The sequence below is a fragment of the Streptomyces shenzhenensis genome (genome assembly GCF_021462265.1).
In the GTDB taxonomy this organism is placed as follows: Bacteria; Actinomycetota; Actinomycetes; order Streptomycetales; family Streptomycetaceae; genus Streptomyces; species Streptomyces shenzhenensis.
In genome coordinates this window covers 126190-139863 of record NZ_JAJONF010000021.1, presented here as the reverse complement: position 1 = coordinate 139863, position 13674 = coordinate 126190, and the positions used below count along the sequence as shown (strand labels likewise).

Here is a 13674-nt window from a genome sequence, read left to right as displayed (position 1 = left end):
GGTTGGCCGGGGGCCGGACGTAGGTGTTTCTCAACGTCGAGGCGCGGCTCCGGCGACGGTCCGCTCGAAGTCCGCGGAGGCGGCTTCCTCGCGCCACTGGACGGCGGCCTTCGGGCTCGCGTCGATCAGCCGCCGGCACCGCGCCCCCGGCGGACGGCCGCTGCCGGGGAGCTGTCCGGCGCAGGCGGCGACCGGACGGTAGCCGGCGCGGGCGGGGTCGCCCCGCCACAGGCTCCGGCCGGGCAGGAAGGCGTACTGCACGGAGGCGCGGGCCAGGTCCTTGAGCTCCGGGTACGTCAGGCCGTAGGTCTCGGCGGCGTACTGGTACTCGTGGCTGATGTCGGTGCGCGAGACACCGGGGTCGTCGGTGGCCAGGACGACCGGCACCCCGTACGCCCGGTAGGTGGCGAAGGGGTGGGCGGCGCCGCGCACCCCGAGGATCTGCGCGTTGCTGGTGAAGGGCACCTCCACGGCGATCCGCCGGGCGGCCATCGTCCGGGCCGTGCGCTGCCAGTCGGCCTCGTGACGGAGGTCGACGCCGTGCCCGACGCGCTCGGCGCCGGCGATGTCCACGGCCTGCCGGACGTGGAACCGCAGATCCTCGGGCGGCACCAGCCCCGGCCGCAACTCGCCCGCGTGCAGGGTGACACGGGCTTTCGGATAGACCGTGTGCAGGAACCTCACCATGCGCATCTGCGGGGTGTAGCCGGCCAGCGCGGTGGGCCCGTCCTCGGGCTGGACGAGATCGACGGCGAGGAAACGGGGATCGCGCTCGGCGAGCCGCATGCCGAGGGCCAGTTCGGTGAAGACGCGTTCGCGGGACTCGCCGCGGAAGGCCTGGTAGACGAAGCGCACGGTGAGCCGGCAGCCGGGTCGGGGGTGATCGGTGCCGCAGCGGGCGGCGGCCCGGAACCCGGCGTCGGTGTCGTCCGTCGCCCTGCGCGCCGCCGCGACCACGTCGTCGAGCCGGCCGCCCGCGACGAGCCGGGCGTGCAGGGCGGCGAGGTCGGGGTCCCAGCCGACCTCGTCGGCGAGTTGTCCGGCGCGGTCGGAGGCCGGGTTGACCATGGTCTCCAGATAGAACTGGTGCTGCACGGCGACCGAGTCGGCGACCTCGGCGAGCACCTCGCCGGGGTGCCGCGCGGGCACCAGCCCGAACTTGTCGAACGTGGCGAAGAAGTGGTCGTGGCCGCTCCGGTCCGCCGGGAACCGGTCCATGGACCAGGCCCGCAGGATCGCCTCGCGGAAGCCGGGGTCGGTGCGGGCGTCGGCGGCCGGCCGGGTGCCGGGGCCGCAGGGCGGTACGACGGCGGTCAGCGTCGCCGTGACGACACACAGCCCGTCCCCGGCGGCGAGCGCGATCAGGTACTCGGTCCTGACCGCGCCGAAGAGGTGGTTGTGCAGGTCGCCGCCCTTGGGCAGCTTCAGGAAGAAGCCGCGGAGCGCCCGGGGGTCGTGCGGGGACGCCGTGCGCAGCGACGTCAGGTACGCGTCGGTGCGGGCTTCGGCGTCCGTCGACGGGCGGGGGACGGCGCGGGGCCGGGGGAGCGCGGCCGCGGGCGGCGCGGTCGCCAGGCAGGCCAGCAGGGTCAGCAGGCAGCAGCAGAGCAGGGGCAGGGCGGCGGCGAGGGGGCGGTCGAGGGGGGTGCCGAGAGGGGTGCGGTGGCGAGCGGCTGCTACGGCGGGTGCCGTGCGGCGGGGGTGGCCGGCGGTGCGGGCGCCGTCGTAGGTCGTCACGGACCGATGATCATCAAGTCGGCCCGGTCACGGCCGGACAGCCACGCGGCACGCACGCGGTGCCACCCGAGCGGGCGCAGCGGGGCGGCGGTTCTCGGTGCCGTGTCCTGGGTGCCGTGTCCTGGGTGCCGCGCCCGCAAGGCCGTGTACGGGTCGGGCGCCGGTCGGCGGACGGTCCGTCGCGACGTCGTAGTAGTCCAGCGGGCCGTCACGGTAGGCCGACGGGACGTCGCGCGGCCACCGCGACGGGTTCAGTCCGCGCGGGGTCGGCTCTCGCGGCGTCGGTCCACGCGGGCTCAGGGGCTGTGTTCGCCGTGCATGTGCTCGTGCCCGTGCATGTGCTCGTGTCCGTGCCCGTGGCCCTCCTGCCGGTCCCCGCCGTCGTCGGGCGAACCGCCCATCATCCGCAGCATCGCCGGGCCGCCGGTGCGCAGGAACCGTACGACCAGCGCGGCGGCCAGCAGCAGGAAGGCGATGTTGAGCCAGGTGGTGTAGTTCCAGCTGATCCCCTCGTCGGGGATCTTCGCGTCGGCCTGGTCGGGGACCAGCCCCAGGCCCCCGAAGACGAGCTCCACGGCGTAGCCGGCCACCACCATCGAGGCGTAGAAGGTGCCCAGCAGGAACGCGGTCATCCGGGCGCCGTAGTACTTCCGGTAGATGTTGAGGATCGGCAGGATCAGCAGGTCGGCGTAGATGAAGGCGATGACGCCGCCGAAGCTGATCCCGCCCTTCCAGAGCACCACGGCCAGCGGCACGTTGCCGATGGAGCAGACGAACGAGGCGATGGCCACCAGCGGTCCGATCAGCGGCCCGGTCAGCTTGGCCGCGAGCGGGTGGCCGGTCAGGAAGAGGCTCTGCCAGAAGTCGTCCGGCACCCAGGCGGCGATCGCCCCGGCGATCAGCAGCCCGGCCACCAGATCGCGCAGGATCGCCGCCCACTCCATGACGAAGATGTGGGAGACGGACGTGAACCCGTTCCGGGAGAGCAGCCGGCGGACGAAACCGCCCTCGCCGCCGACGGACATGTCCATCGCCGCGTGCCCCTCCATGGAGCCCGCCACGCCGCGCTCGGCCTGCTCCCGGGCCCGGCGCAGCAGCCGCTCCCGCAGCAGCACCCGGAACAGCACGGCGAGGACGACGATCATGATCGGACCGCCGACGAACTCCGCGGCGGTGAACTGCCAGCCCATCAGCAGGGCGAGGATCACGCCCAGTTCGATCACGAGGTTGGTGGAGGCGATCTCGAAGGCCATGGCCGCGGTGAAGTCCGCGCCCTTGCGGAACAGGGAGCGGGCGAGGGCGACGGCGGCGTAGGAACAGGACGAGGAGGCGGCGCCGAGCCCCGCGGACAGCGCGAGCGTACGGGGCCGGTCGTCCCCGAGCAGCCGTACGACCGTCTCCCGGCGCACCACGGCCTGCACGATCGCGGAGAGCGTGAAGCCGAGGATCAGCGCCCAGGTGATCTCCCAGGTCATCGACCCGGCGATGGAGAGCGCGTGCCCGATCGCATGCATGGTTCCCACCCTTCACAGCCGGCCGCGACCCTCAGTTTATATACCCCCATGGGGTATGAAGGCCAGTGGTGCCACGGTATCCGGGTGGTACCCGTTTTCCGCCACTCGGCTCTCCTGCCCGCGCCGGCGGCGCTGAACTCCGCCCGCCGCCCGGCCGACGCCGCCTCTGCCGAGCGGGGCGCCGGCTGCCCGAGGCTCCGAGGGGCTTCGGGCGCCTTCGGGGTCTTCGGGGTCTTTGGATGTCATCGCCTCGGCCGCCGTGCCCGGAGCGCAGCGCAGGCACAGGCCCCGGGCCGCGCTCCAGCAGCGGCCGCACGAGCCCGAGCGGCGCGCGGCTCGACCGGTGCGCGGCTCGACCGGTGCGACCGCAGGCGCAGCGGCGCGTAGTACCGCGGTACCACCCGGCGGGCGCGGATCAGTCCCCGGTACCACCGGATCGGGGCGTTTCGGCTCCTAGCGTTGTCAGTGAGGCGTCGAGGGGCGACGGACGGGCGCCGGTTCCGACAGGGAGAGGCGCGCATGATCGACGCACAGCAGCTGACCAAGAGGTACGGCGAGAAGACGGCCGTCGACGGGCTGGACTTCGCCGTGCGGCCAGGCACGGTGACCGGGTTCCTGGGGCCCAACGGCGCGGGGAAGTCCACGACCATGCGCATGATCGTCGGGCTCGACGCCCCGACCAGCGGGTCGGTGACGGTCAACGGGCGGACCTACGCCCGCCACCAGGCGCCGCTGCAGGAGGTGGGCGCGCTTCTGGAGGCGAAGTCGGTCCACCCGGGCCGCTCCGCCTACAACCACCTGCTGGCGCTCGCGCTGACCCACGGCATTCCGCGCCGCCGGGTCGACGAGGTGATCGAACTGGCCGGCCTCGGCAGCGTGGCGAGGAAGCGGGCCGGCGCGTTCTCGCTCGGCATGGGGCAGCGGCTCGGCATCGCGGCGGCGCTGCTGGGCGATCCGCAGACGGTGATGCTGGACGAGCCGGTCAACGGGCTCGACCCGGAGGGCGTGCTCTGGATCCGCAACCTGCTCACGGCCCTCGCCGACGAGGGCCGGACGGTGTTCGTGTCCTCGCACCTGATGAGCGAGATGGCGCTGGTCGCGGACCATCTGATCATCGTGGGACGCGGACGGCTGCTCGCCGACACCACCGTGACGGACCTCGTCAGGGAGGCGGGCGGCGACACGGTGCGGGTGGCCACCCAGGAGCCGGCCCGGCTGCGGGAGGCACTGGCCGGTCCCGGCGTCGGCATCACCGGCCGGGCCGGCTCCGAGGAGCTTCAGGTGACCGGGCTCAGCGCCCGGGAGATCGGTCTGAAGGCGGCCGAGCACGGGATCGCGCTGTTCGAACTGACCGCGCGGACGGTGTCGTTGGAGGAGGCGTTCATGAACCTGACCAGGGATGCCGTGGAGTACCACGGCTCGACGACCGGTATCGAGACCCGCGTGGCCGAGGGGAGTGCGGCATGAGCACCCTCACCGCGCCCGTCGAGGCGTCCCCGGCCACCCCGGCCCGCCCCGCCTACCGGGTGACCGGCCGGCGCGTGCTCGCCTCGGAGTGGGCCAAGCTGTGGTCGCTGCGCTCGACCTGGATCACCCTGGGCCTCGGCCTGCTCTTCCTCGTCGCCTTCGGCCTGATCGCCGCGGACCACTACAAGTCCGGTATCGGCTCCGGACAGCAGGAGCGCGACTTCGCCACCGCGACGGCCGTGAGCCTGTCCCTCTTCGGCACCAACTTCGCCCAGCTCGCCCTCGGCGTGCTCGGCGTGCTGGTCACGGCCGGCGAGTACTCCACCGGAATGATCCGCTCCACGCTCACGGCCGTACCGCGCCGGCTGCCCGTGCTGTGGTCCAAGGCGGCCGTGTTCGGGCTGGTCGCGCTGGTGGTGGCAACGCTGGGCGTGTTCGTCGCCTTCCTGTCCGGCAGCCACATCGTGTCGGGCACGCCCGCGGCGATGGGCCTCTCGCACGCGGGCGTCGTGCGCAGCCTGCTGGGCGCCGGGCTCTACCTCGGCCTGGTCGGCGTCATCGGCACCGCCCTGGGCGCCCTGCTGCGGTCGGTGGCCGGCGGCATCTCCGTGCTGGTCGCCGCCCTGATGCTGGTCCCGGGCCTGATATCCCTGCTGCCGAGCTCCTGGCAGGACAACATCAGCCCCTACCTGCCGTCCAACGCGGGCGAGTCGATGTTCGCCCTCACGCACGACTCCACGACCCTCGCGCCGGGCGCCGGACTGCTGGTCTTCCTCGGCTGGACGGTGCTCGCGCTGGCGGGGGCGGCGTACCGGCTGGTGCGCAGCGACGTCTGACGGCCTGCACCATGGGCGGGTGACCACCTTGACGACCACCTCCGCCGCGGACGTCGGCGTGACGGGACCGCTGGCCGCCCGGCTCGCCCGGGCCGGCCAGCGGCTGCGGCAGGCGGACCGCGCCCGTCCGTGGGTGCTGGACACCGCGGTGGCGGCGCTGGTCTTCCTCGTGTTCTGCCTGCCGGACCTGGTGCACCACGGTGGCGTGGGGCACGGGGGCGGCGACAGCCGGAGCAGGTTCCAGTTCGCCTTCACCCGGCTCCCCCTGGCGGCCGTGCTGGCCCTGCAGGCCGGTCTGGTGCTGCCGCTGCTGTGGCGGCGGCGCCGGCCCATGGCGGTCTTCGCCGCCATCGCCGCCGTCTTCTTCCTGCAGTGGGCGCTGGGCGCCGCGCTGCGCGCGGACGCCGCCCTGTTCGTCGCGCTGTACAGCCTGGCCCTGCACGGGCGGCTGCGCCGGCTGCCGTGGGCCGGCGCGGTGATGGCGGCGGGGATGGTGCTGGTCGCGGTGCGCGTCTCGCCGGTCGTGTCCGTCTGGGACGCCCTGTTCTTCCTGCTCAGCACGGCCACCGCGGCCCTGGCCGTGGGCCTGACGGTGCGGGCCCGGCGGGCGCAGCTCGCCGGGCTGCGGGAGCGGGCGGCACGGCTGGAGACGGAACGCGACCAGCGCATCAGACTCGCGACCGCCACGGAACGCGCCCGGGTGGCCCGCGAGATGCACGACATCGTCGGCCACAACCTGTCCGTCATCATCACCCTCGCCGACGCCGGCGCGTACGCCGCCGACACCGCGCCCCAGCACGGCAAGGAGGCCCTGCGGCTCATCGGCGACACCGGCCGCACCGCCCTCGGCGAGCTGCGCCGCGTGCTCGGCGTCCTGCGCGAGGCGTCGGACGGCGCCCGCCAGGCGCCCGAACTCAGCCCGCAGCCCGGCCTCGCGGACATCGGGGCGCTGTGCGACGGCGTACGCACCGCCGGCCTGGACATCGTCTACCGGACCGTCGGCGAGGTGGACGCCCTGGACCGGGGCGTGCAGCTGACGGTCTACCGCATCGTCCAGGAAGCCCTGACCAACACCCTGAAGCACGCCGGTGCCGGCACCCGGGTGAACCTGTCGGTCGCCGCCGCGGACGAACGGCTCGTCATCCGGATCCGCGACAACGGCCCGGCCAGCGGACCCGGACCATGGAACGAGGAAGGACACGGACTGGTGGGCATGCGCGAACGAGCGGCGCTGTACGGAGGGACCGTGAGCGCCGGACCGGCGGCCGACGGAGGGTGGGCCGTGGAGGCCGCCCTCGACCTGAGACCGCGGGGAGGCACCCGGTGACCACGGTGCTCGTCGTCGACGACCAGCAGCTGCAGCGCTACGGCTTCCGGGTGCTGCTCGACTCCATGCCCGAGACGGAGGTGGTCGGTGAGGCCGCGAACGGCGCCGAGGCCGTCCGCAGGACCGCCGAACTGCGTCCCGACGTCGTGCTGATGGATGTGCGCATGCCCGGCGTGGACGGTATCGAGGCGACCCGCCGGATCGTGGAGGCCGGGGGGCGCTCCCGGGTCCTCGTGCTGACCACCTTCGACGTCGACGAGTACGTGCACGCCGCCCTGCGGGCCGGAGCCAGCGGCTTCCTCCTCAAGGACGCGCGTCCCGAGGAACTGCTCGCCGGGATCCGCGCGGTCGCCGGGGGCGACGCGGTGATCGCGCCGGCCCTCACCCGCCGCATCCTGGACGAGTACGCCCGGTACGTGCCCACCGGAAGAAATGCCCCGGACGAGGACCCGCGACTGGCCTCCCTCACCGAACGTGAGCGCGAGATCCTCGTCGCCATCGGCAAGGGCTGGACCAACGGCGAGATCGCCGCCCGCTTCGTCGTGTCCGAGTCCACCGTGAAGACGCACGTCGGCCGGGTCCTGGCCAAGATCGGCGCCCGCGACCGCGTGCAGGCCGTGATCTTCGCCTACGACCGGGGACTCGCCCGCCCCGGCGCCGGCTGAGCGGAACCGGACGCCTCCTTGCCCGCCTCTCACCATGAGAGCCGTAGGGTGGGACATCCCCCTACAAGCTGTAGGAGCGGTCGGCTCCGTGGCGCACGACGACGAGAGGGGCGAGATGTCCGACGGCTCGAACGCCGCGACGACCGGTGTGCCCCGCACTGGCCCTTCCCCGCGGGCCCTGCGGCCCCGGCGCGCGTGGGGCGAGCCCCGGCTCGCGGCGGTCGCGGCCGCCTTCACGCTCGCCCAGCTCCTCCTCGTACGGCCGGATCTCGGTCTCGGCTGGGACGAGACCGTCTACGTCAGCCAGGTCAGCGGTCACGTGCCCGCCGCCTACTTCAGCGCGCCCCGCTCCCGCGGCATCTCGCTCCTGGTCGCCCCGATCGCGTCGTGGTCCGACTCCACCGCCCTGCTCCGGAGCTATCTGGCCGTCCTCTCCGGCCTCGCCCTCTACCTCGCGCTGCGCGTCTGGCGCGGCCACTTCCGGCCCGGCGTCCTGGCCCTGGCCGGCGCCCTGTTCGCCTCGTTGTGGGTGACGCTGTTCTACGGCCCCGAGGCCATGCCCAACTACTGGGTCGCCATCGGCGCCCTGGTCTGCGTGGGCTGCTTCCTGCGCGCCCGCGCGAACGCGAAGGACCGGGCGGCCTGGTGGGGGGTGTTCGCGGGCGCGGCGCTGATGGCTGGGATGCGCCCGATGGACGCGGTCTACGTCGTGCTGCCCCTGCTCGCGCTCTGCCTGCTCTCCTGGCGCCGCCCCCGTCTCCTCCTCGTGCTGGCCGGAGGGCTGGCGGCGGGTGCCGGCGAGTGGGTGGTCGAGGCTTTCACGAGCTACGGCGGTCTCGGGCAGCGCCTGTCCGCCGCCTCCGACGTTCAGGGCGGCCTCGGCTGGCACCTCGCCGTCGTCGACCAGTTGCGCAGCCTCGGCGGCCGTACCCTGTGCCGGCCCTGCACGGGTTCGGCCCCCAGCCCCCTGGTGACCCTGTGGTGGTTCGCGCTGCCCGTCCTCGCCGTCCTCGGTGCGGTGGTCGCCGTCCGCGCCCGGCGCGCCCTGCCCGTCCTCCTCCCGGGGGCCTGCGCCGTCACGGCCGCGGTCCCCTACCTCTTTCTCATCGGCTACGCGGCCCCCCGCTTCCTGCTGCCCGCCTACGCCCTGCTCGCCCTCCCCGTCGCCCACGGCCTCGTCCACCTGGTGACCGCCCCGGCGCACCGGGCCGGGCGCATCCTGGCGACCGCCTTCCTGGCGATCGGCCTGGCGGGCCATCTGGCCGTGCAGTACGTCGTCCTGGAACACACCGTGCACAGCTCCGCCGCCTCCCGCGCCGAGTGGGCCCGCACCGCCGCCGCCCTGAACGCGCGTGGGGTACGGCCGCCGTGCCTGCTCAGCGGCCACGACGCGGTCCCCGTCGCCTTCTACGCAGGCTGCGGCTCCGCCCAGCCGAAAGGGCATGACGCCAGCACCACCGTGGCCGAGCTGAAGCGCGCCGCCCAGCGCACCTCCCTCGCCGTCCTGGTGCCGCCGCACGGCCGTCCGCCCGCTTACGCCCGTGCCTGGCCCGAGGAGCGGGTCGGCAGCCTGCGGGCGTACCTGGCACCCGGGGTACGGCAGGAGAGGTGACCGCCATGACCGAGGCCGAGAGCCCGCCCCTCACGCTGATCCCCCTGGGCAGGCGCCTGTACGTCCAGCTGGGCGTCACCCTGGTGGTGCTCGCCGCCGCCGGCGGGATGCTCGCCGCGCACCGGGCCACGCTGGACAGCGGCACCGACCGGCTGGCCGCCGCCGACGGGGAGTGGCTGGTGCTCGCCTGCCTCGCCGCCCTGGCCACCTGGGTGTGCGCGGCCGTGGCGCAGCAGGGCGCGGTGGTCGAACCGCTGCCCAAGGGCCGGCTGGTGGCGGCGCAGTTCGCGGCCGGCGCCGCCAACCACGTCCTTCCGGCGGGAGCCGGAGCGACGCTGGTCAACCTGCGGTTCCTGACGCGGTGCGGGCTGTCCACCCGGCGCTCGGCGACCGCGCTGGCGGTGAAGGCGGCCGTCGGCGGGATCGTCCGGTGCGCGCTGGGCGTGGCCCTGCTGGCCGCCTCGCCCGGCACGGTGCGGCTGTCCGCGCGGGTCCCGTACGTCCTGGTCCTGCTGCCGGTGGCGGCCGTGACCGTCGCCCTGGCGGTCGCGGCCAGCGGCCGCCTCAGACGAGTGGTGAGCCAGGCCTTCACCGACGTACGCGAGGTGCACCGGTGCCGGGCGCGGGCCTGCGCGCTGTGGGGCGGGTCGGTGGCGTTCGCCCTGCTGCACGCCGGGGTGGTCGTCGCCGTGGTCCACGCGATCGGCCTCGGCCTCCCCGCGAGCCGGGTGGTCATGGCCTACCTGGTCGCCAGCGGCGCGGCGGCGCTGCTGCCCACGCCGGGCGGACTGGGGTCGCTGGACGCCGCGCTCGCCCTCGCGCTCACGGCGGCCGGCGCGCCGGGCCCGGCTGCGGTCTCGGCGGTCCTCGGCTACCGCCTGCTGACCGGGTGGCTGCCGATGGCCCCCGGGCTGCTGGTCCTGGCACTGCTGGTCCGCCGCTCGGCCCTGTGAACCGGCCCGGCCCCTGCCTTCTCCGGCCTCTTCGGCCGATCCGGTCGCCGCCTGGCGGGCGGTGCGCGTGCTGTGCGCGAGGGAGGCCGGAGTCGGCGTGGTCGCCGACTCCGGCCCGGTGGCGCAGGTCCGGGAGTACCGACGTGGTTACCTCATGGGGCCGTTCAGCCGGTGAAGGCGGTGGTCCCGTTCGGGACGCCGAGCCCGGACGGGCCGTCGTACCCGGTGGTGCCGGTGCAGAGGTAGGAACCGCCGCAGCTGCCGTTGGAGCCGCTGCTGACGTCGTACAGGGCGGTGGTGTGGGCGTACGGGAAGGACGCCGGGTAGGAGCCGGCGGACGGGGCGCCGCCCAGGGCGTAGGTCGCCGCGATCAGGGGTGAGGAGGCGCTGGTGCCGCCGAAGACCATCCAGCCGGTGGCCGAGCGGTAGCTGTCGTAGACCGCGACGCCGGTGTTCGGGTCGGCGACCGCGGAGACGTCCGCCACGGTGCGGTCGGCGCAGACGGTGTCCTTCTGCCAGCTGGGTTTGGCGTCGTACGTGGAGCAGCCGGAGCCCGCCCCGCTCCAGACCGTGTCGGTCCAGCCGCGGGAGTTGGACGCGGTGTTCAGGGACGTACCGCCCACCGCCGTCACGTACTTGGAGGCGGCCGGGTACTCGACGCCGTAGCCGCCGTCACCGGAGGAGACGGTGATGGCGACGCCGGGGTGGTTGAAGTAGCTGGAGTCGTAGGTCGCGTCGCTGGAGGACTCGGAGCCGCCGTAGCTGTTGGAGACGAACTTCGCGCCCAGCCTGACGGCGGTGTTCACGGCCGTCCCGAGGTTGGTCATGGACGCGGTCTTGGCCTCGACGAGCAGGATCTTGCAGTTCGGGCAGGCCGCGCTGACCATGTCGAGGTCGAGGGAGATCTCCTCGGCCCAGCCGGAGTCGCCGCGCGGGTAGCCGGTGCCGCCGTTCTGGTCGGTCTTCGTGAAGCAGCCGTTGGCCGTGGTGCAGGCGGGCAGACCGTACTGGGAGCGGTAGACGGCGAGGTCGGACTCGGCGGTGGGGTCGTCGTAGGCGTCGACGATCGCCACCGTCTGGCCCGAACCGCTTGCGGCGGACGGCAGGTTGTATGCCGACTGGAGCGAGGCGGGGCCGTAGCCGGAGGGCGCGGCGGCCGTGGACAGGCCGCTCTCGGCGCGCGCCGACTTCGGGGTGCCCGCGGTGACCTGCAGGGCGTTGCAGGCCATCTGGTTCTGCTTCGTCGGAGCGGTGCAGGCGCGGGCGACGGTGACGCCATGCGCTGGGGAGGCCGCGCCCTGGGCCGCCTGGCCGACAGGGGCGGCCAGGGCGAGGGCGGCCGTGGCGAGTGTCGCCAGGGCGGGGAAAGAAACGATTCTGCGCAACGTACGTCCTCCACATGGTGGATGAACCGGGAAGGGCTGTGGGGGGTGCGCGGTACGACCTCGGCGCTGGGTGCGCGCCGTGACCGGGCAGACTGTACGGATGTCGCGGCCACGTCAACAAGGTGAATGGTGAAGCGGGTGGCATTCCTTTGCCTTGACTGTGTTTCTCATGTGCATTTCCTGGGCGGGCCATGGTTGGAATTCGGGCTGGCCGCGACTCGGGCGGCCCGGGGGGCGGTTGGCGGCGGCCGTCAGGCCCGCGCCGCACACACGCTTCGCGCCCCGGTTCCGCCTCCGCCCGGCGCGGTGAGCACCCGAGGGGCTCGCGAGGCCGATCCCCCGGACCGTCGCCGCGCCGCCCGCGCCTTCCTGGTCGCGCTCTTCAGAACACGCTCGCGCGAGCCAACCCATGGACCGCGAAAGCCGTCAGTAAGCATGTACGCATCATCCGATCGGGGGAAGGCAGCCCGTGCTCTCATTGGCGCGCATACGACGGCCGCGCATACTCATCCCGCTCGTGACGGTCGTGGCCGTGGCCCTGGCCGTCACGCTGACCATTGCCCTGACGGTCACGACGTACGACCACACGTCGCCGCGCGCGGCCCGTGACAAGGCGTCAGGGTCGGTGGCCGGGCCGGTCGACTGCCGCAAGGCGAAATGCGTGGCCCTCACCTTCGACGGCGGGCCCAGCCCGACGACCCCTCGGCTCCTGGACATCCTGAAGCAGGAGCATCTGCACGCGACGTTCTTCGTGCAGGGCGCCGGCCACATCGCGAAGTATCCCGGGATCCTCCGGCGCATCTCGGACGAGGGCCACGAGATCGGCAACCACACCTGGACGCACAAGATCCTGACCCAGATCGACACGGACGAAGCCCGTCAGGAACTGACCCGCACCCAGGACGCCATCGAGAGGATCACCGGCACCAGGCCCGTCCTGATGCGACCGCCCCAGGGCCGCACCAGCCGCAAAGTGGCCAAGATCTGCAAGGAGCTGGGCCTGGCGCAGGTGCTGTGGAGCGTCACGGCCAAGGACTACGAGACGACCGACTCGGCGCTGATCACCAAGCGGGTGCTCGAGCAGACCCACCGCGACGGCATCATCCTGCTGCACGACCTGCACAAGGGCACCGTGCCCGCCGTCCCGGGAATCCTCAAGGCGCTCCAGCAGCGCGGCTACACGATCGTCACCGTGTCGCAGCTGCTCGCCCCTGCCAAGGCCCGGCCGGGGATGGTCTACCGGCCCTGAGCCCGGTCGTCCGGTCCGGGCCCGAAGTCCGCCGGCGGCCCTTGGGGAACCGCCGTCCTGTACTGCCCGCTCCGGGCGACTCCCGGTGCCGCGAGGACAGGGGGCGCGCAACGCGTTCGCCTGCCGGCCCCGCCCTGCGCGAGAGGTACCGGGTCCTGCGGCCCGGCGGCCGGGGAGCTCGGGCTGTTGAAGAGCCGCCCGGGACGGCACCTGGTGCGCGGCGGAGCAGGGCCGCCATGGCGCACGACCGCGTGGATCTCCTGGACGGTCTCCTCGGGACGCCGGCTCCGAGGTGTGCGGGAGCCGGACGTACGCCCCTGGCCGCGCCACGCGCGCACGGCGCGTACGGGGTGGTGACACGGGGCCGACCCGCCCTCGCCAAAGTGGCGTCCTGTGATCGAGTCGATACGCTGCGTATGTGATCCGTATGGCAGTCGGCAGGCGCGCCCAGCGGCGCCCCCTGCCGACCGCCCTGCTCCTCGGACTGATGCTGCTGGTGGCGGCCCATCTGGTGGGCGCCCTGCACGGGCCGGGATTCCTCGGCCCGCACCACTCGGTCGCCGGCACGCACGTCCGGGTGCCGACGGCGAAGGAGCAGGTGGCGTCCGCGACCGATCGCGATCACGAGCAGGGTCGAGGCCACCGTCACGGCGACGCCTCCGAGGACGCCCTGCAGCACGCGGTCGACCGGGTGCGGGACTCCGCCGACCTTCCGGTCCGCGTCCCCCACCTCGCCGACCCGGCCCTCGACCGCCCCGACACGCACCCCTGGCTCGGCCGCGCCGGTCCGACGGCCGGCGATTCCGCACCGGACGGCGGCAGATCCGCGTGCGTACGGCACTGCCTCTGGCGGCAATAGGCGCGCCCCGCACGCCGTCCCGACCGGTTCCGCGCCGCACAGGCGCCGGATCGCGGCTCGGCGTGCCCAC

Annotated in this window: 11 protein-coding genes; 8 read left to right on the top strand and 3 right to left on the bottom strand. The window is 73.8% G+C overall.

Translation table 11 applies throughout. The annotated features are described in order from the left end of the window. Positions 1–30 precede the first annotated feature (30 nt). Both LQ326_RS25940 and LQ326_RS25935 read right to left on the bottom strand, forming a co-directional pair. The gene (locus LQ326_RS25940) at positions 31–1617 is read right to left on the bottom strand and encodes an adenosine deaminase family protein (protein ID WP_372496956.1); all 1587 of its coding nucleotides are present in this window, start codon (positions 1615–1617) and stop codon (positions 31–33) included. Positions 1618–2033: 416 nt separating this feature from the next. Beyond that, entirely contained in the window at positions 2034–3251 is a 1218-nt protein-coding gene (locus LQ326_RS25935) for a permease (RefSeq protein ID WP_234540166.1), read from the bottom strand. Positions 3252–3770: 519 nt separating this feature from the next. On the opposite strand from LQ326_RS25935, the gene LQ326_RS25930 reads away from it, so the two are divergent. From LQ326_RS25930 to LQ326_RS25905, 6 genes are all read left to right on the top strand, one after another. Beyond that, entirely contained in the window at positions 3771–4718 is a 948-nt protein-coding gene (locus LQ326_RS25930; RefSeq protein WP_234540164.1) for an ABC transporter ATP-binding protein, read from the top strand. After that, entirely contained in the window at positions 4715–5554 is an 840-nt protein-coding gene (locus LQ326_RS25925) for an ABC transporter permease (RefSeq protein ID WP_234540162.1), read from the top strand. The genes LQ326_RS25930 and LQ326_RS25925 overlap by 4 nt, the downstream gene beginning before the upstream one ends. A 28-nt stretch (positions 5555–5582) precedes the next feature. Next, on the top strand, positions 5583–6881 hold the full coding sequence (locus LQ326_RS25920; protein ID WP_234540225.1) for a sensor histidine kinase: 1299 nt from the start codon (positions 5583–5585) through the stop codon (positions 6879–6881). Next, the gene (locus LQ326_RS25915; RefSeq protein ID WP_234540160.1) at positions 6878–7546 is read left to right on the top strand and encodes a response regulator; all 669 of its coding nucleotides are present in this window, start codon (positions 6878–6880) and stop codon (positions 7544–7546) included. Before LQ326_RS25920 ends, LQ326_RS25915 begins: the two co-directional genes overlap by 4 nt. Positions 7547–7661: 115 nt before the next feature. Further along, on the top strand, positions 7662–9158 hold the full coding sequence (locus tag LQ326_RS25910) for a hypothetical protein (RefSeq protein WP_234540223.1): 1497 nt from the start codon (positions 7662–7664) through the stop codon (positions 9156–9158). A gap of 5 nt (positions 9159–9163) precedes the next feature. Then, a complete protein-coding gene (locus tag LQ326_RS25905) occupies positions 9164–10111 on the top strand; it encodes a lysylphosphatidylglycerol synthase domain-containing protein (RefSeq protein ID WP_234540159.1) in 948 nt (315 codons plus the stop codon). Positions 10112–10275: 164 nt separating this feature from the next. Here LQ326_RS25905 and LQ326_RS25900 read toward each other — a convergent pair whose 3' ends face one another. Next, positions 10276–11496, bottom strand: a complete 1221-nt coding sequence (locus LQ326_RS25900) for a S53 family peptidase (RefSeq protein ID WP_234540158.1) — start codon at positions 11494–11496, stop codon at positions 10276–10278. 508 nt (positions 11497–12004) lie between these two features. On the opposite strand from LQ326_RS25900, the gene LQ326_RS25895 reads away from it, so the two are divergent. Together LQ326_RS25895 and LQ326_RS25890 are read left to right on the top strand one after the other, a co-directional pair. Continuing rightward, the gene (locus LQ326_RS25895) at positions 12005–12745 is read left to right on the top strand and encodes a polysaccharide deacetylase family protein (protein WP_372496955.1); all 741 of its coding nucleotides are present in this window, start codon (positions 12005–12007) and stop codon (positions 12743–12745) included. A 418-nt stretch (positions 12746–13163) separates the two neighbouring features. Further along, positions 13164–13604 carry a hypothetical protein gene (locus tag LQ326_RS25890; protein ID WP_234540155.1) on the top strand — a complete coding sequence of 147 codons (441 nt, stop codon included), beginning with the start codon at positions 13164–13166 and terminating at the stop codon, positions 13602–13604. The last annotated feature ends 70 nt before the right edge of the window (positions 13605–13674 follow it).